The following is a 24,764-nucleotide window of genomic DNA, read 5'->3' on the forward strand; positions in this document are numbered from 1 at the left end:
TGTTAAAGTGGTAATTAGGTGAGCATTGCTTTCACCAGACGTTATGAATCCACTAACTGACGTACCCATTCATGAGGGTTTGAAAACAATATGCTTGAGTTTAGCATCCAGCGCTTTGAGCCGGATTCGGCAATAAAAGTGGGAACACCGCGTGCGCCAAATTCCCGCATTAATCGTTTCGCACGCTCAGTACGAATATGGTTTGCTTCGAGCAAGTCTGCTGCAGGATCCAACACTTTCTTCGCCGCATTTTCCAGACCCTGAGAACTTAACACACCCGCAAGAACCGACAATGACGTGACGTCAAGCCCCTCAACATAACGAGCGTGTTGTATTGCTTTCAGCGCTTCAATTTCCCGCGAAGGGTTTGACAGTGATACTGCAGTAATCGCAAGCGTGGCTGAACCACTGTCAAATTTTTTCTGCTGGCCATGAAGCACTTTTTCGCGATAAATCTCGGAAAAAGGCTGCCCGGTGATATTAGAAATTCGCTGGTCGTTTTCCCACGCAAAAGCAGCAAATTCATTGTTCATGGGACGTGCGCCGGCATCTGAAAACAGGCCGGTTGGCATGAACTCAAGTTTAATGCCCGGAATGTCATTTAGTTCAGTAAGCACAGGTGACGCGCCGTAGCACCAACCGCAAAGCGGATCGAATAAGTAATTAAGAATCATGTTCACAGGTGCCCCCTATTTTTAAAAGTAACTCATCATAGAAAACTTTTATTGGATATTAAATACATCCATGGTAAACAGCTTGTCATCTAAAAACATACAATTGGAATGCGGTAGTGAGAAAACTGGGAAATATCAGACGCCTTGCCTACTTTGTCTCCGTGGTTGAGGCTGGCTCATTTACTGCAGCTGCCGAGCGTTTGGGTATAACTAAAGCGGTAGTCAGTCATCAGGTCGCGCGTCTTGAAGAGGAGTTGAACACCACTCTTCTTATCCGTACTACTCGTACCATTCGCTTAACGGATGCGGGAAAAGTCTTTTATGAGCACTGTGCGTCTATTCTACGTGAAACAGAGGAAGCCTTTGCAGAGTTAGACGCACTGGTGGCAGAGCCTTCTGGGACATTGAGGCTGACAGCGCCTTTTGACTATGGGATCAGCGTCGTCGTTCCAGCTATCACGGCATTCAGTCAGCGCTATCCAGACTGCAAAGTTGATGCCGTGATAAGTGATAACAAGTTTGATATCGTGGACAAAGATATAGAAATAGCCATCCGTGTGGGCTGGTTAGACGACTCATATTTGCAGGCAAGGAAAATCGGGCACTTCCGGCAGTTGCTGATAGCCCCGCGCAATATGCAGCCGCAGCTAGAAAAAATTAATAAACCACAAGATATCAAACCACTGCCTTTTATAGCCAATACAGCTCTGCGTGAACCTTCTCAGTGGCATTTCACGCTGAATGGATCGGATCAACAAAGTGTCAACGTTCAGCCCTCGATATTCATTAATAACACACTGGCGGTCCGTGAAGCGGTGAGAGAAGGTGCTGGCATCTCTGTGTTGCCGGATTACGTTGTCAGTGATGATCTTATTTCTGGCCGCTTAATTCAGGTGCTCCCAGAATGGGAACTACCTTCAGGTGAGATTCATGCAGTTTTTCCCGCATCTCGATTTCGCCCGACAAAGGTTCGCTCATTTTTAAATATATTGATGGAGAAAGATAAAGAGCGCTGATTGTGCTTATCTTTTGCATGCCAGCTTAGATTCAGGAATACGCAGCATACCGGTCATCGTGGCAATTTCAGCAAACGTAGACGTGTTTTCTTCCACGAAGATGGCAATACCAGGTCATCAAGGCTGAGCGCTCGTAAGGGAGGAGTCTTCCTCAGACGACGTGGTCGATTTCCGGGAAATTAGCATTCATAATAACATCTTTATTTTCCTTTAATATTGAGTTTACGTTTGAATTTTTCGCATTCAATTTCCGGCCATCATGCATAGATGGGCCCGGATGATAATTTTTTCCGTCTATATTATTTAGTATTTTATGCTCCGACCCATGATTTTGGCTGGCTCCTTCCCGCGAAATACGCCGATAAAGCAATACACGCACTTAAAACACTGCACAAACAAAGATAGGCATTCAGGGCTGTTTCCTGGGGGAAATGATCCATCATCACACTCAGCGAAAACGGCAGCCAGTTACCCACGTATCCCACAATGTAAAGAAGGTTTATCAGGTGGTGCCGCTGACTCTGTCTGGCGACCACATTAACGATAGTGGCGGCACCGACCAGTATTGCCCCATAGGCGAATCCTTCGAGCATCACGGCTATGAAAAGAAGGAAGGGATCCGTTGTGTATACACTGCAGAGGACGAGCAAAACCGCAGAAAGTTGGGTAACAATTCCGATTTTCAGCGACGAATAATGGTGTTTTTTTCTCATCACTATCTGGGTGATACCTGCAACCAGCAGGAATACCGACAGTGAATAGCTTACCAGCTGCACGCTGGTAACATTGAAGTAGGTGCGGGCGAGGGTGGGTCCCTGGGACATAAACGTGGACGCCATCGCCCATGAAAGAAATATGGCCATGCAGCAGACGATGACGTCCCGGAAAGAGAGTACCTTATGACCTTGAGCTTTGATATTTTTCCGTTCACCGGTTACGGGTGTACTGTGCCTGTTAATCATCAGACGACTGCCCCTGATCGCAAATACTGACGCTGTAACCAGAATAAAAAGAATTACGTAGGGAGCCTTAAGTACATAAAAACCGCGATGCACGATTTCCCCCGTAATTAATGGGCCAATAGCCTGTCCAAGGATCAACGAGGCAGAAGCCGTCAATGCCGCAGTATTACTTACTTCCGTATCAAATAATTTAATCAGCGAGCGGTTAATATAGGCCATTAAAATACCTGAACCCAGACCGGTAACAAAACGGCCTAGGATAAGTATCATAAAGTTATCTGCGAGCATCATCAGTAGTGATGACAGCAAAACGCAGGCCAGACCTGCATACAGAGGTTTTGTATACTGCTCAGGCCTGATATTAACCCTGGCGGTAAATGCAAGCGCTAAAAGGACTCCAGCCGCGTAGACGCCAAAAACCGCCATTATTTGAGAAGCGCTGAAACCATATAAACTGATGTATACGGGATAGAGAGGAGTGGGAAGACTGCTGCTCAGCATGCCGGAAAAGAAAGCCAGGGCCAGTGCAATCCCTGCATGCGATGTTTGTTTGTCTGACATAGTAATATCTTCAGTCCTGGAAAATGGATTCGTTCTGTAAAAATCCATAAAACAGTAACACGATCCCTTAGCGACGGGATTCGAGCAGCAGGAATACCCACTGTGACGTAGTTTCACAGTGAGTATTTAAATATGACCTTGGGGACAAGTAGTAAGGGGCTGGCTGAAAATTCAAATGCTCCAGGGATGCAGGGCTATCTGTTTTTCCATGAATTCAATAAAACAGCGGATGCGCGGGCTGAGATGCTGCCTTTTCGCGTAAATTATATAGAGCGGCTCTCTGACAGGAGACTGGAATGCCTTCAAAAGCGGTATTAATCTTCCTTCTCTGATATCCCGGTGAACGTGAAAGTCAGCCAGGCGGACGATACCTTCTCCCTGAATAGCCAGATCTCGCAGCAAATCGCCCTGCGACAGTGAGGCAACCGGTTTCACTGGGAATATGATGCTCTGATTGTCTTCGGTGAATACCCACTGGTTCCAGTGGCTATCGAAATTAAAGTGGAAACAGCGATGCTCCATCAACTCACGGGGATGGGAGGGTATCCCGTACCTGGTGATGTAGGCCGGCGAAGCGCAGGTAATCCACTGACTCTCACCGATACGACGGGCGATACGGGAAGAACTCGCAAGTACACCACCATAAATGGCGAGATCCAGCCCTTTATCAAATTCATCCCGGTAAACCGGCCCCGTTTCAATATCAACGTCGAGGTCGGGGTAGGCGTCAATAAACGCGGGCAACCATGGAAGGATATGATAACGGGCGAAGGTGGTCATGGTACGGATTTTCAGCTGCCCGCTGATGCGTGATGGCATATCTTCTGCCAGTGAATCAGCCTCAGACATTGCGTCAACGACTGCCCGGGCACTGTTAAGATAAACGTGCCCCTCTTCGGTCAGCGTTAACGTTCTCGTCCCGCGATGAAAGAGCCTTACCTGTAATCTCGCCTCCAGCCGGCTGATGAGTTTACTCATTGCTGAAGGCGTCAATCCGTTTGCCCGCGCGGCGGCAGAAAAATTGCCGTATTCATACGCCCATATAAATGCAAGCAACTGATTATAATTATCCATTATGTCCCGGGTTATTTATGTGAAGATGTTTAGAGCTTCCGAGGCAGGAACCTGAAAAATTTTCATTTGTAGCGTCTGACCATCAGGAACGGCGCTGATGACTTTTCAACCGAAAGTAAGTTGCCCGAGAAATGCCGGTTTTCTCCATCACCAGCTTAATGGGAGTATCAAGGTGAATAAGTTCCAGAGCCATTCCCGATCTTTGATGAGGTTTTCGCCCAAACTTAACTCCTGCCGCCATCGCGACCACTCTGCCCTCGTTGGTACGCTCTAATATTCGTTCGCGTTCCGCCTCTGCAACAGCGGCAAGGATCTGAATCACCATTTTCCCCATCGTGCCTTCAGTACTCAGTCCATTCTCCAAAAATCGAATGGCTATTCCCTTTTTATAGCAAGCATCAACAATGTGGATCATATCTGCGGTATTGCGGCCAAGCCGGTCCATTTTGGTACAAATGATGATGTCGTCTTTTTCCGCTCGGGCAAGTAGCCGTTGTAGTCCTTCGCGTTCGTCCGTGGCTCCCGACATCATATCAGTAAAAATTCGATCATCTCTGACACCTACAGATTTCAGCTCTGTGATCTGCGCCGTCAGTTTCTGATGGCTGGTTGATACTCTTGCATATCCCAGTAATGCCATATTGGTCTCACAAATCGATATTGATACTGCGTAGTATCATAAGGCATAAATCACGATTTTTGATACTCATGTTTGAAGTCGTTTTGAGAGGTATCAAAACTTATAATATTTGAGATGGTAAAAAAAAGAACAGAACTCCCGTTTACGAAAGGATGCGCAATGAGTGATGACTTTCTTACCAGCGAACAGACAGAAAACTACGGTCGCTATGTGGCAGACCCAAATGAGGTTCAGCTGGCTCGGTATTTTCATCTGGATGAGCGTGACCTTGCTTTTATTAATCAGCGACGGGGAAAACATAACCGGCTGGGGATTGCACTTCAGCTGACTACGGCGCGCTTTCTGGGAACGTTTCTTCCTGATCCCCTTCAAATTCCCTCATTCATCCGTTTTTACATTGCGGCACAGTTGAACATCAGCCGACCAGAGATCCTTTCCCGGTATGCAGAAAGAGAAAAAAATCCCCGCTGGGAGCATCAGGGGCTTATCAAGCTCTATTATGATTATCATGATTTTGGTGATTTCCCCTGGTCATTCAGACTGAAGCGTTTGCTCTATACTCGCGCCTGGCTCAGCAATGAGCGTCCAGGTCTGCTGTTTGATTTTGCTACCGCATGGTTGCTGCAAAATAAGATCCTGCTACCCGCAGCCTCGACTCTGACAAGGCTGATTGGCGAAGTACGCGAACGGGCAAGTCGACGATTATGGCGAAGGCTGGCTTTGTTGCCTGACAGCTGGCAGAAAACACAACTGGACGGTTTACTTGAAATACCTGAAGGGCAGCGTATATCGGTGCTGGAGGAGATGCGAAAAGGTCCTGTCACTATCAGTGGGCCGTCATTTACAGACGCCCTGGAGCGATATACCCGACTGCGTAGCATGGAGTTTTCCCGGCTGAATTTCTCCGGTCTGCCTGCCATCCAGCTGCGGAATTTGGCCCGTTATGCCGGAATGGCTTCGGTGAAATACATTTCAAGAATGCCTGACGAACGGCGACTGGCCGTGCTTACTGCGTTTGTGAAAGCACAGGAAATTTCGGCGCTTGACGAGGCCGTGGATGTGCTGGATATGCTTATTCTGGATATCACGCGTTCTGCAAAAAATATCGGGCAGAAAAAGCGGCTCAGAACCCTAAAAGATCTTGATCGTGCCGCGCTATTACTGGCACGGGCATGCACGTTATTACTTGATGAGAACACCGATGAAGCAGCTCTGCGGCAGGCTATTTTTCGCCGCATACCAAAGGACAAACTGGCTGAATCCGTCGGCAAGGTAAATGAGCTGGCGCGCCCGCAAGATACTCATTTTCAGAATGAAATGGTGGAACAATATGGACGGGTGAAGCGCTTCCTGTCCGCGATGTTGCGTGACTTACACTTTCAGGCCGCCCCAGCCGGGGAGCACACGTTGTCAGCAATCCATTATCTGGCCGAACTGAGTGGCTCAAAAAAGCGAATTCTCGACGATGCACCAGAGCAAATCATTTCCGGCCCCTGGAAACGTCTGGTCTACGACAGAGATGGTAGGATTCTACGAGCGGGTTACTCGTTGTGCCTTCTCGAGCGCCTTCAGGATTCTTTGCGCCGTCGTGATCTCTGGCTGGAGAACAGTGACCGGTGGGGGGACCCGCGTCAAAAATTGCTTCAGGGAGCTGAATGGCAGGCACAACGCATCCCGGTATGTCGGGCGCTGGGTCATCCATCAGACGGAACTAAAGCAGCAGAACAATTGGCTACGCGGCTTGATGACACATGGAAATCAGTGGCTTCACGTTTTGCCTGCAACGCAGCGGTCAGCATAAGCAATGAAGGTAAGCATCCCTCACTGACGATTAGCAATCTGGATAAACTGGATGAGCCACCGGCACTGATACAATTGAATCGTCGGGTAAGAGAACTGATCCCTCCGGTTGATCTGACTGAGCTGTTGCTTGAAATAGATGCCCGAACCGGTTTTACCCGCGAATTCAGCCACGTCAGTGAATCAGGTGCTCGGGCGCAGGATCTCCAGGTCAGTCTGTGCGCAACACTGCTGGCAGAAGCCTGCAATATAGGGCATGAACCCCTGATAAAGCATAATATTCCCGCGCTTACTCGCCATCGTCTGAGCTGGGTTAAACAAAATTATCTCAGGGCAGAAACGCTGGTCAGCGCTAATGCACGGCTGGTTGATTTTCAGTCCACGCTGCCGCTCGCGGGGTACTGGGGAGGTGGTGAGGTTGCCTCCGCAGATGGTATGCGTTTTGTCACACCGGTTAAAACGGTTAATTCCGGACCAAATCGTAAATACTTTGGTTCAGGACGCGGTATCACCTGGTACAACTTCGTCTCCGATCAGTACTCCGGTTTCCATGGCATTGTGGTTCCCGGTACGCTTCGTGATTCCATCTTTGTACTGGAAGGGCTTCTGGAGCAGCAGACCGGGCTGAATCCGGTAGAAATTATGACGGACACGGCAGGATCCAGCGATATCATTTTTGGCCTGTTCTGGTTACTGGGCTACCAGTTTTCCCCTCGTCTGGCCGATGCAGGCGGGGCGATATTCTGGCGGGCAGATAAAACGGCACATTATGGTGCCCTGAATGAGCTGGCCCGGGGATGTGTTGAACTGTCAAAAATAGAATCCCAATGGGATGAAATGGTGCGAATGGCGGGCTCACTGAAGCTTGGGACCATCCATGCATCAGAGCTTATTCGTTCACTGTTGAGAAGTAGCCGACCATCTGGCCTGGCTCAGGCGATTATGGAAGTGGGCCGGGTCAACAAGACGTTGTATCTTCTCAACTATATCGATGATGAGGATTACCGGCGTCGGATCCTCACTCAGCTCAACCGGGGAGAAGGACGCCATGCAGTGGCTCGAGCCATTTGCTACGGACAACGTGGTGAAATTAGAAAACGCTACCGTGAAGGGCAGGAAGATCAACTCGGTGCTCTGGGTCTGGTGACCAATGCGGTTGTGCTGTGGAACACACTTTACATGCAGGAGGCGTTGTCACATCTTCGCAAATCGGGGGAAACACCTGAAGAGGAGCATCTGGCAAGATTATCGCCGCTGATACATGGCCATATAAATATGCTGGGGCATTATACGTTTTCGTTACCGGAAGATATTCTGAAGGGCGAGTTAAGACCGCTAAATTTCAATACAAACAATGAATTAACCTCTTAGCGTGGTTTTTTACATCATTGGACCTCGAACCCCAATCACGTGGAATCGGTATCACTGATGTACAACAAAATTACCTGGCACTACGTCGATGGTAATGTGAAGTACACCGATGAATGGAATGTCCGGTCATGAAAAAAGTGGGGTTCGCGCCCCACTTTCACCGCACAATACACATCGGTTTCCCCGACGCGGGTTCGGGATAGATTTGCGCGTCGATATCGAACACCTGCGACAGAAGAGCCGGTGTCATGACCTGTTCCGGTGTGCCCTGCGCGATAATGTTACCTGCGACCATCATCACCAAGTAGTCACAGTAACGGCTGGCCTGATTCAGGTCGTGCAGCACCGCCACCAGCGTTTTTCCCTGCTGATTCTGGCTGCGCAGCAGATTCATCAGCTCAACCTGATGGCTGATATCAAGATAGGTGGTCGGCTCGTCGAGCAGCATCAGCGGCGTGTCCTGCGCCAGTACCATTGCCAGAAACGCACGCTGACGCTGCCCGCCGGACAGCTCGCTGACCCGCTTTTCGGCAAGATCCGTGATGTTCGTTTCCTGCATCGCCCGTTCGACGGCGGCCTTATCCTGCTGCCCCAGCCTTCCCCACATATTTAGCCAGGGGCTGCGTCCATAACCCACCAGTTCACGCACGCTGATGCCTTCCGGCGCACTATGCTGCTGCGGCAGTAACGCCAGTTTGCGCGCCAGCTGGCGGCCAGGCAGCGCGGATAACGCTTCCCCGCCGAGATACAGGGTGCCGGATGCCGGGGTCAGCAGGCGTGAAAAGCATTTCAACAGCGTGGATTTACCGCAGCCGTTCGGGCCGATCAGCGCGGTGATCTTCCCGGCCGGGAGGGTCAGCGACAGGCCGTTAAGGATGTTTTTTTTGCCGTAACCGGCAGTCAGATTGTCTGCACTGAGTTGCATAATCAGCGGGTTCTCATTAATAACCAGAAGAAATACGGCGCACCAATCACCGCCGTTAATACGCCCGCGGGCAGTTCCAGCGGCGGGTGCAGGGTTCGCGCCAGCACATCCGCCAGCAGTAAAATCAGCGCCCCCACCAGCAGGGACGCAGGGATCAGCACACGGTGGCGGCCGCCCACCAGCCGGCGGGTCAGGTGCGGGGCGACCAGGCCGATAAAGCCCACCGGCCCGCACGCCGCAACGCTTATCGCCGCCAGCGCCACCGCCAGCAACAGCACCCACCGCTGCACGCGGGATACGCGAATACCCAGCGTCGCAGCACTGTCGTCGCCGAGCGCCAGCACATCCAGATCGCGGCAAAACCACAGGCTCAGCGGCATCAGGAGCAGCAACCACGGCGCGACGATCTCAACGAAATTCCAGCCACGTCCCCACAGGCTGCCGGTCAGCCACAGCAGCGCGCTGTTGATCTCCATCGGGCGAGACAGCATCAGGTAATCGGTCAGGCTGGCGTAAAAGGCGGTCAGCGCCACGCCCGTTAATGCCAGCCGCAACGGCGCAGAGCGCCCGGACACCAGCCTCAGCAGCACAAAGGCCGCAATACCCCCGGCAAATGCCAGCGGCGGCAACCACATGACAGAGAGCGAAGGCAGCAACATCAGCGCCCCCACCGAGGCTAATCCGGCGGCATGATTGACGCCGAGAATGTCCGGCGAGGCCAGCGGATTGCGGATAATTCCCTGCACCAGCACGCCGGAAAGTGCCAGCGCCGCACCGATCAGTATTGCCAGCAGCGCACGTGGCAGCCGGTACTCCGTCAGCGGAAAATGGTTGCTGTCAGCAGGTGAAAGCGCGAGGCGCATCTGTTCAAACGTCAGCGTGTGCGTGCCGTAACGCAGGGACATCACGAAGGTCAGCAACAGCAGCGCGCTGAGGATGAGGAATACCGTCAGCTGGCGGATCACGTGCGCGTCCTCACCAGCCAGACGAAGAACGGCGCGCCGATCAGCGCCAGCACCACGCCCGCCGGTAGCTCGCCCGGCCACGCCAGAAAACGGGCCAGCAAATCGGCCAGCAGCATCAGCGTGGCACCAAAAATCATGCACAGCGGCAACATACGGCGCAGGTCGTAGCCAATCCAGTAACGGGAAATGTGCGGCACCAGCAGGCCGATAAACGCCAGCGGTCCGGCGACGCTGACGCAGGCACCGACCAGCAGCAACACCATCAGATTAAGGGTCAGACGCAGACGCGGCAGGTTAACACCCAGCGTCTGTGCGCTGTCATCGCTGACCTGCAACAGGTTGAGGCGGCTGGCGAGCAACAACACCCACGGCGCGATGATGGCGGTGAACGGAAACAGATGCCAGAACTCCGGCCAGCGTGCGTGCGCCACACCGCCGGCCAGCCAGCTGAGAATGCCGTAAGCGTGGTCTTCGGAGAGGATCAGCGTGGCTTTTGCCAGCGCGGCGCACAGCGCAGATACCGCCACACCCGCGAGGATCAACCGGCTGCGATCCCCGGCCTGTCGCCAGCCGCCGCCCATCAGCATGACGGCGCCCCAGCTGACGCCGCCGCCAAGTGCGGCCACCAGCGCGATGCTGAAACCGGAGAACAGCTGCGGGCTGAGCGCGCTGACCACCACCATCGCCAGCGACGCGCCCGCGTTAATGCCAAACAGCGAAGGCGACGCCAGCGGATTACGGGTCAGGGTTTGCAGCAAACTGCCCGCCAGCGCCAGACTTGCTCCCAGCAGCATCGCCACCAGACTGCGCGGCAGGCGCAGGTTCAGCACCAGCGCCTGTGCAAGGGAAACCGGCGGGCCGGGCAGCAAGGCGCGCAACGATTCCAGCGCGCCAATGGGCACCGCAGAACGGCAAAAAAGCGTCAGCCAGAAGCTGACGCCCAGAACGAGCAGAGGCAGCGTCCAGCGCCCCCCCGTAAACAGGCGTTTCACTGCCATCATGGTGCGGTGTTAAGCGCCTGATGATGCAGGATCTGCACCGTGTCGCGGGCGATCTGTTCGGCGGCAAACAAGCCGCGCATCCGCGCCCAGACGTTACTGTCCACCGACGCCACCTGTTTTTGCTGCGCGGCTTTCATCATCTGCCACAGCGGATCCTGCTGCCACTGGCGCACGATACTTTCCTGACGGTAATGCGCGACGATCAGCCAGTCAGGGTTGATCGCCAGCAGTTGCTCGAAGCTGATGTTCGCCAGCGGTTGCTGGTTCACCGGCTCCGGTACCTTCAGGCCGAGCGAGGTCAGCACGCTGCCGGTGTAGGAATCCCGCGAATGCAGGTTGAACTGCTGCTCGCGCGAAGTGCCGAACACCACCTGCGTGCCTTGTGGCAACTGCGCGGCAAACGCCTGCATGCGCTGATGATGTTCCGTCAGACGTTGCTGCATCAGCGCATCTTTGCCCAGCACTTTGCCGATGATCGCCGCCGACTCCAGATTCTCGCGGTAGGTTTCGTTACGGGATTTCAGCAGCAGCGTTGGCGCAATGCCTTTCAGCGCGGCGTAAATGCCGCTGTGGCGGCTGCTGTCGGCGATGATCAGGTCCGGTTTCAGGGCGGCAATCGCCTCAAGGCTGGGCTGCGATCGCGTGCCGACCGATTGCCAGACGCCGATGCGCTGACGCACCTGCGGCAAAATGCGGTCCGCATCGTTATCGTCAGCCACGCCGACCGGGCTGACATCCACCACCGCCAGCGCGTCCACAAAGGACAGCTCCAGCACCACCACACGTTTTGGCGTGGGATCCAGGGTAAAACTGCCCTGCTGATCCGTGACCGTCACGGCCTGGGCGCCACCGAGTGAAAAACATAAGCCGATAAAAAGCGCAAAGCGGGAGAAGAAAGACATAAAACCTCTGTGCGGTTAACAGGAAAAACCGGGCGCAGCGGCGCTACGCCCGGCGGGCATGGAACAATCAGAACTTCAGGGAACCCTGCATATACAAGGTGCGCGGCTGACCGGCATACAACCCTTTGTTGTTGTCGTCATAGGCGCGGGTGAAATATTCATGGTCGAAGATGTTCTTCACGCCGAAGGCCAGATTCAGGTTCGCCATGTCTGCGCCAAACTGATAACCGGCGCGTGCGCCCCACAGCATGAAACCGGGAATGCGGCCGGTGCTGCCATCGGCACTTTCCTCAACGGTGTTGGCGTTGTCAGCAAACTGACCGGACTGGTATTCACTGTTGACGTTGAAGAACCAGTTGCCCGGCGTGTAATCCAGCCCCAGCGTGCCTTTGTTTTTTGGCGAGAACGGCACCTGATTACCGTGCGTATCGCCCTCTTCGCGGATCACCGCGTTGACGTAGGCATAGCTGGCGTAGGCAGAAACATTTTCCAGTGTCGGGGACAAATCTGACAGGTCGTAACGGATCTGGCTCTCCAGCCCGGTGTGACGGGTTTTACCGCGCGCGGTCACGCTGTCGGTGGTCTGGTTGGAGTCGTACTGATTGTTGAAGTTGATCAGGAACAGGCCGACTTCCGCTTTCACAATGCTGTTATCAAAGCGCGTGCCCAGTTCCCAGGTGCGGGCTTTTTCCGGCTCGATATTGCCGCTGTCCACCGCTTTGCCAATCTGGCTGTACTGCACGGTGCCGAAAGATCCTTCGGTGTTGCCGTAAATATTCCAGGCATCATTCAGGTGATACACCACATTCAGCGCGGGCAGCGGCGCGTTGTAGCTGATCTCCTGCTTGGTGCCTTTGATGTAGTTATTCTGATACGACTGAATATGTTCGTAGCGCATCCCCGGCGTGATGGTCCAGTCGCCGACGTCGATACGGTCATCGACGTAAAATGCGTTAGCCTGCGTGCCGGACTGGGTATCGCGATCGTACGGGCTGTCGCCGGTCGGCAGGACGCCGGATTTGGCCGGGCTGTAATAGCGCAGCTCGTGGGTGGATTCGCTGACGTAGCGGTAACCGACGCCCACTTCATGCGCCGTCTGGCCGAGGTTGAAGCTCTGGCTGTAGCGCGGTTCGATGCCGCGGACCCAATACTGGCGCGGGGAAAGGGTCAGGTTTTTGCCCTGATCGAGATAGCCGCTGCGCAGCGTGTAGGTATAGAAGCTCTGGATATTGAATTTATGCTGCTGATCCGGCTGATACTGATAGCCAAAACTCGCCAGCTGGCGGCGTCCCCAGAATTCATCGTAAGGGCGCGTCGACTGAAAACGGTTGGCGTTGTAATCGGCGCGGGACAAACCGCCCGGCATTTCTGCGCGGCCTTCGTAATATTGCAGCAGGCTGTTAAAGGTGTGAACGTCATTGGGCGCGTAACGGGTTTTCAGCATCACGTCGTCGATTTTGGTCGCGCTGTGTTCGCGCCAGTCGCTGCCGCGCGTGCCGGAATACAATAACGCGCCGCCGAGGCCGTTATCCGCCGTGCCGCCAATCATCAGGTTACCGGTGCCTTTCGGGTCGTTCTGGCTGGAGGTCGGGCTGTAAGTGCCTTCCGTTCCGGCTTCGATGCCGAAATCTTTCGGAATGGCGCGGGTAACGAAGTTCACCACGCCGCCGACGCTTTGCGGCCCGTAACGCACCGCGCCGCCGCCGCGCACCACATCCACCGCGTCCATGTTACCGAGCGAAACCGGCGCAAGGGAAAGCTGCGGCTGGCCGTAAGGCGCAAACGGCACCGGAATGCCGTCCATCAGCACGGTGGAACGGCTGGCGAGGCGCGGGTTCAGCCCGCGGATACCAAAATTCATCGCCATATCATGGCTGCCGGTGCCGTTATTTTCCGGCGCATTCACGCCCGGAATGCGGTTCATCACCTCACGCACCGTCGTCGCGCCGGTTTTGACAAAATCCTCACGGCGGATCACGTCGCGCGCCCCGCCATGTTCAAACACGTCGTTTTCACGCGCATCAGCCAGCCAGTCGCCGACCACGGTCAGGGATTCCGGCTCCTGAACCGGCGCCGGAATGGCCGCCAGCGTAAACGCATTGTTACCCAATGATCGGGCTTCCAGCCCGCTGTCTGCCAGCAGCGCCGTCAGGCCGTCATTGAGGGTGTAATTTCCCTGTAAACCCTTGCTGTGCTTGCCGCGCGTCAGCGAAGAATCCACCGACAGCGTGATCCCCGCTTTTGCCGCAAACTGATTGAGTGCCGTATCGAGATTGCCTGCCGCAATCTGATACGACGCAGACTGAACCGCCGCCGCCGCAGGCAGCGCGGTGATCAGCGCAGCAGGAAGGATCGCGCAGTGAATGGCCATCGCCAGTGGTGTTGTGTTGCCAAAAGAACGCAGAACGCGTGAGCGTGAAATGGACATACCCTCTCCAGATTTTATGTTTTTGCTGTGTGTTTTTTTCAGTGCTGCATAGGAGTCGGATGAGAATGCAAAAGGGACAATCGCGAATGCGATTATTTATCATTTTTATTTGCAGGTGGTATTACGGCAGCATTACGCGGGCACCACGTTCACCCAGTAGCGGGTCAGGGTGTGGATCCTGACGGGTAACGTGCGTGAAAGAATGTTGAGGACCGCGTCGGTGTCGTTGAGCGGGAAAGTGCCGCTGATGCGCAGATTTGCAACAGCGGGGTCGCAGCTCAGATGGCCGTGACGGTAACGCGCCAGTTCATCCACCACTTCCGCCAGAGGCCGGTCGCTGACGCTCAGCACGCCTTTGCTCCAGCTGCCCGCTCCGCCCGAAAGAGCCGTCACCTCGCCAAATGCGCTGGCGGTAAAACGGACGGTTTGGCCTTCGCTGACCTGCAAGCGCTGGCCCGGCAGCGTGATTTCCACCGCGTGTTTCAGCACGGTCAGGCGGGTCGCGTCATCAAACTGGCGGACGATAAATTCCGTGCCGAGGGCGCGCAGCATGCCCTGCTGCGTTTGCACCAGGAAAGGCCGCGAGACGGGCTGCGTATCCTGCGCGGTGATGATGCTGATTTCGCCCTGATGCAGGCGGATCAGCCTCTCTTGCGGGGTAAAACGGATATCGGCGGCGCTGGCGGTGTTAAGCGAAAGTTGGGAACCGTCTTGCAGACGCAGCGTTTTGATTTCGCCGGTGGCGGTGCGCGCATCCGCCAGCAGGCCTTGTCCGGCGGGCGTCTGCCACGCTTTCCAGCTGCCGCCCAGCCCGAGCAGCACCAGCAATCCTTTCAGCACGCGGCGGCGGGTGACCTCCGACTGCTGGCGCGCATGATTGAGCGTCTGATAACTGAAGCGGCCAGGCATGCTGTGCAACTGACCCTGTAAGGATTCCACCCGCTGCCAGGCCCAGCGGTGGTCTTCGTGCTGCGCCAGCCAGCGTTGCCATTTCTGATTTTGTTGCGCCGTCACCTCGCCGGAGCACAAGGTGGCGAACCACTGCGCGGCCATTTTCAGCGCCAGACGCTGATTATCGGTAAGGGAGGACGTCATTGCGCTCAGCCATGTTCCAGGCTGAACAGCAGACAATGCTCAGTGGCTTTCGCCATGTACTTTTTAACCGAACTGACCGAAACGTTCAGACGCCGGGCGATCACCGGATAGGTCAGCCCTTCCAGCTGGGAGAGCAAAAAAGCCTGACGCACTTTTTCGCCCAGGCCGTCGAGCATCGTATCGATCTGTTGCAGGGTTTCGAGCAGGCACTGGCGCTGTTCCGGCGATGGCATATGCGCTTCCGGCATAAGCGCCAGCATGTCGAGATAAGCGCGTTCCAGCGCGTTGCGGCGGAAAAAATCCACCATCACCCGGCGGGCAATGGTGCAGAGAAAGGATTTGGGTTCGCGAATTTCCTGCGCACTGTCGCCGGTCAGGACGCGCATAAAGGTGTCCTGCGCCAGATCGTCGGCGTCATTGGCCGACCCCAGTTTTAACCGGAGCCAGTTTTTCAGCCAGCGGTGGTGCGAGCTGTAGAGCGCTTCAAACGCGCGGGCGGGCGATACGGCAGCGTTGATGGACATAGAAAGTTACATAACCAGACCAGAAATTCACCATTGGATAATAATTGATAATAGTTATCATTACAATCGAGGATCCTGCGCCTTTTCCCGTCGGGCCTGCGCAAATGTGAAAAGAAAACCGACATCCCGCGCATTAACACACTAAGCTTGGAGGAGACACGCGTTACCGGTGCCTGTTCCGATATGCCTCCCTGCCCCTGACCTCTTTATCTCACTATGTGAACTCTTATCGCAGCTCAGGCAACTGCCTTCTCGGGTCCGCATAAGGAATGTTGACGTGAAAAATGCTGTCTTCAGTTGGTTCAAAAGTAAAGGAGCACCACCTGTATCACCGGCCACCCGACGTCATCGCGCCAGCGCGCTTGAACAGTCCACGCCGATCCGTGCCGAGCTTTTTTCGGCAGACCAGATGGAACGCTACGGCGGAAAGCTGGCCCTCTCGCATAAGTTATCCAAGAAGAAACTCCCCTACTATCTGCTCAAACGCCTCGATGACAATGAGAAGGTCCTGACCCGCAGCTGTCTGATCCTCAGCAGTGGCGAAAAAGCCAGTATCACCCCCGCCGGTGAATGGCTGCTGGATAACTACTATCTGATCGAAGAACAAATCCGCGTGGTGCGTCAGCTGTTGCCGAAAAACTTCGGCAAGGGTTTGCCCTCGCTGGGATCACCGCATTTTTGCCCGCGCATTTACGACATCGCCACCGAGGTGGTCAGCCACAGCGACGGCCTGTGGGACATTAAAACCCTGACCCGTTTTCTCTCCACTTATCAGAGCGTCAGGCCGCTGACGCTGGGTGAACTGTGGGCGTTTCCGGGGATGTTGCGTCTGGCGCTGATAGAGAATCTGCGCCGCGTGAGCATTGAAGTCGCCAACGCCCAGAAAGAACGCAATCTGGCGGATTTCTGGGTCAATAAATTGCAGGACAGCGCCGAAAACGATCCGGCCAGTCAGATCATTGTGATTGCCGATATGGCGCGCACCAATCCGCCGCGCACCAGTGCGTTTGTCGCCGAACTGGTGCGCCGCCTGCAGGGCCACGGATCCATGCTGGCGCTGCCGCTGACCTGGGTGGAACAACGTCTGAGCGAAGTCGGCCTGACGCAGCGCGAAGTCATCGACAAATTCAATCAGCAACTGGCGGCAAATCAGCTTTCCGTCAGTAACAGCATCATGGGGTTACGCCAGCTCACCGAAATGGACTGGGCGGATTTCGCCGAAAATCTCAGCGTGGTGGAGAAAATCCTGCGCGGCGATCCGGCCAGTATTTACGCCACCATGCATTTCGACACGCGTGACAATTACCGCCATCAGATTGAACGGCTTTCGCGTAACTCCCGTCATGATGAAGCCGCCGTCGCGGCCCGCGCCGTGGCGCTGGCGCAGCAGGCCGGCGGCACTTACCAGCAGCAACACGTCGGGTATTACCTGATTGGCCCCGGCCGACCGGTGCTGGAAAAAGAGTTGCAGGTGCGCTTTTCGCTGCTTAACCGCGCGCGCGCCAAACTCAGCCAGACGCCGCTGCTGTCGTGGCTGGGCAGTTTGTTACTGGTCACCACCGCCGTCACCGCCGATGCGCTGTACCGCTCCGGCCATCCGGGCAATAACTGGCTGTGGTGGGCATTGCTGGTGCCGGTAATGCTGGTCGCCAGCCAGTTTGCCCTTAATCTGCTCAGTGAAATCACCACCCGCAGCCGCACGCCGCAGCCGTTGCCGCGTCTGGAATTTGTTGGTGGCATTCCTGAAAGCGCCAGCACGCTGGTGGTGATCCCCTGCCTGCTTGGCAGCCGTAAAAATATCGACGCACTGATCAACAGCCTCGAAGTCTGTTATCTCGGCAACGTGTTGCCGAATCTGAATTTCGCGCTGCTCAGCGATTTTCACGACAGCGAAGAGCCGCACAGTGAGGACAACGATACCCTGCTGGTGTATGCCCGGCAGAAAATCCAGCAGCTCAACAGACGTTACACCGTCACGCAAGGCGCGCTTTTCACTTTGCTGCACCGTGACAGCGAAAAGAATGCCGCTCAGGGCGTGTGGATGGGTTATGAACGCAAACGCGGCAAACTCAACGCGCTTAATCTCTGGTTACGCGGCCACGGCGAACCGTTTTCGCTGATCGAAGGCAGCACGCAGGCGAATTTGCAGCAGGTGAAGTACGTGATCACGCTCGACAGCGACACCGTCCTGCCGCGTGCCACGGCGCATCAGCTGGTGGCGGCGATGGCCCACCCGCTGAACCATCCGGTGTATGACGAACAGCGCCATCTGGTGGTGTCCGGTTACGCCATTCTCCAGCCGCGTCTGGCGGAAGAGATCCCCGCCAACGGCCAGGGGCGCTATGCCGCTTTGTGCAGCAGCGTGCCGGGCAACGATCCTTACTCGTCGATGTCGTCAGACATTTATCAGGATTTGTTCGGCGAAGGCTCTTTTGTCGGCAAGGGGATTTACGATGTTGATATGTTTATCCGCGCCAACGAAAACACCTGCCCGGAAAATCTGGTGCTCAGCCACGATCTGCTGGAAGGCTGTTACGCCCGTTCCGGCATGCTCAGCGATGTCGTGCTTTACGAGCAATATCCCGATCATTATCTGGCCGACGTGGCGCGTAAAACCCGCTGGATCCGTGGCGACTGGCAACTGCTGAACTGGCTGCGTTTTCGTGTCCGTCAGGAGGACGGGCAGCGCTGCCGCAATCCGCTGACCACCCTTTCGCGCTGGAAATTGTTTGATAACCTGCGCCGCAGTCTGGTCGCCCCGGCCTTTTTGGTGATCATCTTTTGCACCGTGGCGCTGGTGCCAAACAAAATGTACTGGTTTGGATTTATCGCCGCGATGCTGCTGTTTCCGGTGCTGGTCGCGCTGGTGCTGGATTTACTCAATAAAGGCCCGCGCCGTTCGCTGCTCCCCCATCTGAAAAGCGTGGCCTCCGCCACCCTCAGCCGCCTGTCGCGCATTTTCGTGACGCTGATGACGCTGCCGCATGAAGCGGTCTACTCGGTGCAGGCGATTTTACTGACGCTGTGGCGGCTCAACGTCAGCCACCGTAAGTTGCACGAATGGGCCAGCATCAACGTCAGTGAGAAAAGCCGCGCGCAGTCGCCGGAATATTTCTACCGCCGCATGTGGGCAAACCCGCTGGCCGGGATTGCGCTGGTGATGTTGCCCACGCTGACCCATTCTTCGCTGGTCTGGGCGGCGCTGCCACTCGGCATTCTCTGGTTCCTCGGGCCGCGCGTCATGTGCTGGCTGAGCCAGCCCGCGTCACGTCCGGCACCCGATCTGGACGCACAGCAGCGTATTTTCCTGCGTCAGGCGGCACGTCAGACCTGGTCATTCTTTGAGACATTCGTCAATGAGCAGGAAAACTGGCTGCCGCCGGATAACTATCAGGAAATCCCGCAGCCGGTGGTGGCGCATCGCACCTCGCCGACCAATATCGGCCTCTCTTTGCTGGCCAATATTACCGCCTGGGATTTCGGCTACATCACGCAGGGCGAAGTGTTACTGCGCACCAGCCAGACGCTCGATACGCTGGATAAACTCGAGCATTATCGCGGCCATCTGTACAACTGGTACGACACGCGCACGCTGGAACCGCTCAATCCGCGCTACATTTCCAGCGTTGACAGCGGCAACTTCGCCGGACATCTGCTGACCCTGAGCACCGGCCTGCACCTGTGGCGTGTGCAACCTGCGGTTAACCTTCCGCAATGGCTGACCGGCCTGGAAGACACGCTGTATCTGGCCGAAAATAAAAACGGCGCGGCCGCCATGGCAAAACTGCGCGAGAGCTGGACGCAGGCCAGTACGGCGCAGGGCGAGGAGATCTTTGTTCACCTGCGGGCCATGCGGGCGCTGATCGCCACCTCGTCGGAAGGTTATCTGCCACGGCTGGCGGAACAGCTGGATGCCGGGCTGGCCGAGTGGTCTGCGTTTTATGGCTGGCTGTCGCCACAGGCTTACCACGAGCCTCTGCCTTCGCTGTTATGGCTGGCGCAGCAGGATGCCCTGAGCTCGCCGCAACTTTCCCGCGCCATCGGGCTGGCGCGTCAGCGTCTGGACATTATCGGTGAGCTGGAACAACGCCTGAACGATCACGCGCACATGGATTTCCGCTTCCTGTACGACACCAACACCCATTTGCTGACCGTCGGTTACAACTGCGATGCGCATAAAATGGACAGCGGAAAATACGATCTGCTGCCGTCTGAAATTCGCCTGACCAACTATGTGACCATTGCCACCAACCAGCTGCCACAAAAAAGCTGGTTCGCGCTGGGCCGGTTATTCACCGTGATCGACAAACAGCCTTCGCTGATGTCGTGGAGCGGGTCGATGTTTGAATACCTGATGCCGCAGCTGGTGATGCCCGCTTATCCCGATACGCTGCTGGTACAAATGTGCCAGACCGCCGTTGACCGACAAATCGCCTGGGGCAAGGAGAACAACGTGCCGTGGGGGATTTCGGAGTCGGCGTACGCGGCCTTTGATCTCAACCAGAATTACCAGTATCACGCCTTTGGTGTACCCGGCCTCGGGCTGAAGCGCGGGCTGGGCGAAGACATGGTGGTCGCGCCTTACGCCACCATGATGGCGCTGATGTTCCGTCCGCAGGAGGCTTGCCTCAATCTGGTCGAACTGGAAAACTGCGGCGCGCGCGGCGAATACGGCTTTTACGACGCGCTTGATTACAGCCCGTCGCGGCTGGTTCGCGGGCAGATTTACATCGTGGTGCGTTCTTACATGGCGCACCATCAGGGAATGGGGTTCCTCGCGCTGGCGAACGTGTTGCTCGATTCCCCGATGCCTGCGCGCTTTGCAGCGAATGCGGCATTTCAGTCCGCCCGCCTGCTGTTGCAGGAACGCGTGCCGGATGCGGTCGAGCTTTACAGCCCGCGCCGTCACTTTGAGTCGCACGACAGCACGCTGCAAAAGGTCAACGTCGAACTGCGCGAATTCACCGACGTGGACAGCCCGACGCCGGAAGTTCAGCTGCTCTCCAACACGAATTATCACCTGATGGTGACGCAGGCTGGCGGCAGCGTCAGCCGCTGGAAAGATCTGACGTTAACCCGCTGGCGGGAAGATGCGACGCGGGATCATCGCGGCATCTTCTGCTACCTGAGCGATCCGGCCACCGGTGAAATCTCCAGCAATACCTGGCAGCCCGCAGGCAAACAAAAAGGCACTTATCACGCGGTGCTGACAGACTCCGGGGCGGAGTTCACCCGTACACAGGGTTCGCTGACCCTGAAAACGCACATCGTGGTGTCACCGGAAGACGACGTGGAAATCCGCCGTATGACGATCACGCACCACGGACGTCGTCCGCGTACGGTGGAAATCACCACCTATGCGGAAGTGGTACTGGCTCCGGCGGCCAACGATGCCACCCATCCGGCGTTCAGCAACCTGTTTGTGCAGACCGAACTGGTGCCTGCGCAGGAAGGGATTTTGTGCCACCGCCGCCCGCGCGAGCCGGACGAGCATTGCCCGTGGATGTTCCACATGATGGCGATCCACGGTCCGGTCGAACGGGAAACCTCGTTCGAAACCGATCGCGCAGCCTTTATCGGACGCGGCCACACCGCGGCGCATCCGCAGGCGTTGCAACAGCCCGGCAAACTCAGTAACAGCGCCGGTGCGGTGCTCGACCCCGTTCTGGCCATCCGCCAGCGTATCCGCCTGAAACCCGGCGTGCCGGTGGTGGTCGATATGGTGTATGGCATCGGCGACACCCGCCTGCAAAGCCTGGCGCTGCTGGAAAAATACCGCGACCACCATATTGCTGATCGGGTATTCGAAATCGCCTGGTCGCACAGTCAGGTTGTTCTGCGCCAGCTCAACGCCACCGAAGATGACGCCGGGCTGTTTAACCGTCTGGCCGGTGCGTTGCTGTTCGCCAGTCAGGAAATGCGCGGTGATGCTCAGACCATTATCCATAACCGGCGCGGGCAGTCCGGCCTGTGGGGGCTTTCACTCTCGGGCGATCTGCCGATCGTGCTGCTCACCCTCTCCAGCAGCGAAAACATCAATCTGGTGAAACTGCTGATCCGCGCGCACAACTACTGGCGGCTGAAAGGCCTGAAAGTCGATTTGGTGCTGCTCTCCAACGATCCGGGCGGTTATCAGCAGGCGCTGCAAAACCAGATCCTCGGCCTGGTGGCTTCCGGCGCGGGCTCCAGCCAGACCGATATTCCGGGCGGGATATTTGTGCGTAACGGCGAGCAGATCTCGCAGGAAGACCGCACGCTGCTGATGAGCGTGGCGCGGGTGGTGATCGACGACCGTCACGGTCCGCTGACCGATCAGCTTAACCAGCGGATGCAAATGCCGCACGCTTCCCAGCAGGCTCTGCTGCCGGTTCGCAGCGACGATGACATCAGCCCGGTGGCCGCAGAACCGCGCGGCCTGACCTATTTCAACGGCACCGGTGGATTCTCCCCTGATGGCCGTGAATATCAGATCCTGCTCAACGAAGGGCAAAACACCCCGGCGCCGTGGTCAAACGTGCTGGCGAACGCCGATTTTGGCACGGTGATTTCAGAAAGCGGTCAGGCGTATACCTGGTATGAAAACGCCCACGAATACCGTTTAACGCCGTGGGAAAATGACCCGGTCAGCGACAGTTCCGGCGAAGCGTTTTATTTGCGTGACGAAGAGAGCGGCAGCGTCTGGTCACCGGCACCGTTGCCGGTGCGCGGCGCGGGCGGTTATGTCACGCGGCACGGTTTTGGTTACAGCGTGTTCGAACACACCGAACGCGGGATCGCCAGCGAAATGACGGTGCTGGTCGCCGAACATGCGCCGGTGAAACTGATCATGCTCACCCTGACCAACGTCTCCGGCCGTCCGCGCAGGCTGTCGGTCACCGGTTATGTGGAATGGGTGATGGCCGATCTGCGCACCAAATCCGCCATGCACATCGTCACCTCGCAGGCGCGTGTGACGCAGGGCTGCGGCGTGCTGGCGACCAACCATTACACCAGCAACGGCGGCGAACGCACGGCCTTCTTCGCGGTGACCGGCGCACACTGTTCGGTCAGTGGCGATCGCCGTGAGTTCTTTGGCCGTGCCGGTTCACCGGCCTCTCCGGCGGCCATGAAAAACCAGCGGCTCTCCGACCGCACGGGCGCAGCGATGGATCCGTGCGGCGCGGTGCAGTCGGCGACCACGCTCATCGACGGTGATCAGCGCACCTTTACCTTCGTGCTGGGTCTGGGGCAAAACGCCAATGACGCCGAAGCGCTGATCCGCCAGTTCTTGCAGGAAGGCGAGGCGCAGGCCGAACTGGATCGCGTGCATCAGCACTGGCATCAGGTGCTGGATAAAATTCAGGTCACCACGCCGGATCCGTCGGTGAATTTACTCGCCAACGGCTGGCTGATTTATCAGACCTTAGCCAGCCGGATCCTGGCGCGCAGCGGCTATTATCAGTCGGGCGGCGCGTTCGGTTTCCGCGATCAGCTTCAGGACACGCTGGCGCTCACCCACGCCGCACCGCAGCGCATGCGCGAGCAGATCCTGCTGTGCGCCTCGCGGCAGTTTATCGAAGGCGACGTCCAGCACTGGTGGCATCCGCCAACCGGCAATGGCGTGCGCACGCGCTGCTCAGATGATTATCTGTGGCTGCCGCTGGCCATCAGCCATTACATCTCGGTGACCGGCGATCACGACATCGCGGAGCAGCAAATTCCGTATCTCGAAGCACGTTTGCTGGCCGCCGGTGAAGAGTCTTTCTATGAGTTACCGGTGGTCAGTTCAACGCATGAAACCCTCTGGCAGCACGGGGTTCGCGCACTGAAACACGGCCTGAAAATGGGGCAACACGGCCTGCCGCTGATGGGCGCGGGCGACTGGAACGATGGCATGAATCTGGTCGGCCTTGGCGGTCGCGGTGAAAGCGTCTGGCTGGGCTTCTTCCTGTATGACGTGCTGCAACGCTACGGCGCACTGGCAGAAGAACGCCATGACGAAGACACCGCCGCACTGTGCCGCGAACAGTCGGCACTGCTGAAACACAATCTGAACGAACACGCCTGGGACGGCGACTGGTATCTGCGCGGCTACTTCGACAGCGGCGAAACCCTGGGCTCACATCTGAATGACGAATGTCAGATAGACGCTATCGCCCAGAGCTGGTCTGTGCTTTCCGGTGCAGGTACGCCGGAACGCACCGCCAGCGCCATGCACTCGGTCGATCAACGGCTGGTGGATAACGACGCCGGATTGATCAAACTGCTGACGCCGCCGTTCGACGGCAACGGCCCGAATCCAGGCTATATCCGGGGTTATCTGCCAGGCGTGCGCGAGAACGGCGGGCAATATACTCACGGTGCGATTTGGGCGGTGATGGCCTTCGCCAAACAGGGCAATATCGAACGGGCATGGGAGCTGATGTCGATGATTAACCCGATCAATCACAGCCTCAGCGCCAGCGACGTCAGCCGCTATAAAGCCGAACCTTATGTGATTTCCGCCGATATTTACTCGGTGGATCCGCACAGCGGACGCGGCGGCTGGAGCTGGTACACCGGCTCGGCAGGCTGGACATATCGTCTGATCACCGAAGCCCTGCTCGGCATCACCCGCCACGGCGACGCGATCGCCATTCACAGCCATCTGCCCGCCGCCTGGCCGGAGATCACCGTCTCTTATCAGCAGGGTAGCAGCCATTATCAGATCACCGTGCGCCGCAGCACCGGCGAATACCGCGTACTGCTCGACGGCCAGGTTCTGGAAAATGACCGAATTCCGCTGGTGGATGACGGGGCTGAGCATCAGGTGGAGGTGGAACTGGGCAGTTAGATCATACCGATACT

General features: G+C 56.4%; 14 protein-coding genes and 1 pseudogene. 4 read left to right on the forward strand and 11 right to left on the reverse strand.

Annotated features, from left to right (window positions below; all coding sequences use genetic code 11):
- Positions 1–41: 41 nt before the first annotated feature.
- On the reverse strand, positions 42–674 hold the full coding sequence (locus J1779_RS17155) for a DsbA family protein (protein WP_238485208.1): 633 nt from the start codon (positions 672–674) through the stop codon (positions 42–44).
- 116 nt (positions 675–790) lie between these two features.
- Here J1779_RS17155 and J1779_RS17160 point away from each other — a divergent pair, with 116 nt between their 5' ends.
- On the forward strand, positions 791–1,690 hold the full coding sequence (locus J1779_RS17160) for a LysR family transcriptional regulator (protein WP_217204345.1): 900 nt from the start codon (positions 791–793) through the stop codon (positions 1,688–1,690).
- Positions 1,691–2,001: 311 nt separating this feature from the next.
- Here the strand turns inward: J1779_RS17160 and J1779_RS17165 are convergent, their stop codons facing one another.
- From J1779_RS17165 to J1779_RS17175, 3 genes are all read right to left on the reverse strand, one after another.
- Positions 2,002–3,213 carry an MFS transporter gene (locus J1779_RS17165; protein WP_217204346.1) on the reverse strand — a complete coding sequence of 404 codons (1,212 nt, stop codon included), beginning with the start codon at positions 3,211–3,213 and terminating at the stop codon, positions 2,002–2,004.
- A 171-nt stretch (positions 3,214–3,384) separates the two neighbouring features.
- Complete coding sequence (locus tag J1779_RS17170) at positions 3,385–4,287, reverse strand: LysR family transcriptional regulator (protein WP_217204347.1); 903 nt, start codon at positions 4,285–4,287, stop codon at positions 3,385–3,387.
- Between the two features lie 82 nt (positions 4,288–4,369).
- Positions 4,370–4,927, reverse strand: a complete 558-nt coding sequence (locus tag J1779_RS17175; protein ID WP_133625266.1) for a recombinase family protein — start codon at positions 4,925–4,927, stop codon at positions 4,370–4,372.
- 159 nt (positions 4,928–5,086) lie between these two features.
- Here J1779_RS17175 and J1779_RS17180 point away from each other — a divergent pair, with 159 nt between their 5' ends.
- Complete coding sequence (locus tag J1779_RS17180) at positions 5,087–8,098, forward strand: Tn3 family transposase (RefSeq protein WP_217204348.1); 3,012 nt, start codon at positions 5,087–5,089, stop codon at positions 8,096–8,098.
- A 24-nt stretch (positions 8,099–8,122) separates the two neighbouring features.
- Positions 8,123–8,230: pseudogene (locus J1779_RS25560) on the forward strand (type VI secretion system tube protein Hcp); the annotation flags it as partial.
- 25 nt (positions 8,231–8,255) lie between these two features.
- Here the strand turns inward: J1779_RS25560 and fecE are convergent.
- The 7 genes from fecE to fecI all read right to left on the reverse strand — a co-directional run bounded on the left by fecE (position 8,256) and on the right by fecI (position 15,938).
- Positions 8,256–9,023, reverse strand: coding sequence for a Fe(3+) dicitrate ABC transporter ATP-binding protein FecE (gene fecE / locus J1779_RS17185; RefSeq protein ID WP_217204349.1), 768 nt, complete (start codon positions 9,021–9,023; stop codon positions 8,256–8,258).
- Positions 9,024–9,025: 2 nt separating this feature from the next.
- Positions 9,026–9,985 (reverse strand): Fe(3+) dicitrate ABC transporter permease subunit FecD, encoded by a 960-nt coding sequence (gene fecD / locus J1779_RS17190; RefSeq protein ID WP_217204423.1) that lies wholly within the window; start codon positions 9,983–9,985, stop codon positions 9,026–9,028.
- Positions 9,985–10,989, reverse strand: coding sequence for an iron-dicitrate ABC transporter permease FecC (fecC, locus tag J1779_RS17195; protein ID WP_217204350.1), 1,005 nt, complete (start codon positions 10,987–10,989; stop codon positions 9,985–9,987). Before fecC ends, fecD begins: the two co-directional genes overlap by 1 nt.
- Positions 10,986–11,891 carry a Fe(3+) dicitrate ABC transporter substrate-binding protein FecB gene (locus tag J1779_RS17200; protein ID WP_217204351.1) on the reverse strand — a complete coding sequence of 302 codons (906 nt, stop codon included), beginning with the start codon at positions 11,889–11,891 and terminating at the stop codon, positions 10,986–10,988. The genes fecC and J1779_RS17200 overlap by 4 nt, the downstream gene beginning before the upstream one ends.
- A gap of 67 nt (positions 11,892–11,958) precedes the next feature.
- Complete coding sequence (gene fecA, locus J1779_RS17205; protein WP_183849286.1) at positions 11,959–14,319, reverse strand: TonB-dependent Fe(3+) dicitrate receptor FecA; 2,361 nt, start codon at positions 14,317–14,319, stop codon at positions 11,959–11,961.
- 132 nt (positions 14,320–14,451) lie between these two features.
- Positions 14,452–15,414: a ferric citrate uptake sigma factor regulator FecR gene (fecR, locus tag J1779_RS17210; RefSeq protein ID WP_217204352.1), complete on the reverse strand. Its 963-nt coding sequence runs from the start codon at positions 15,412–15,414 to the stop codon at positions 14,452–14,454.
- Positions 15,415–15,419: 5 nt separating this feature from the next.
- Positions 15,420–15,938, reverse strand: coding sequence for a ferric citrate uptake sigma factor FecI (gene fecI, locus J1779_RS17215; RefSeq protein ID WP_217204353.1), 519 nt, complete (start codon positions 15,936–15,938; stop codon positions 15,420–15,422).
- 277 nt (positions 15,939–16,215) lie between these two features.
- Between fecI and J1779_RS17220 the strand changes: the two genes are divergently transcribed.
- Entirely contained in the window at positions 16,216–24,750 is an 8,535-nt protein-coding gene (locus tag J1779_RS17220; RefSeq protein WP_420804211.1) for a glycoside hydrolase family 94 protein, read from the forward strand.
- The last annotated feature ends 14 nt before the right edge of the window (positions 24,751–24,764 follow it).

It is taken from the genome of Rahnella rivi (genome assembly GCF_019049655.1).
Classification (GTDB): domain Bacteria; phylum Pseudomonadota; class Gammaproteobacteria; order Enterobacterales; family Enterobacteriaceae; genus Rahnella; species Rahnella rivi.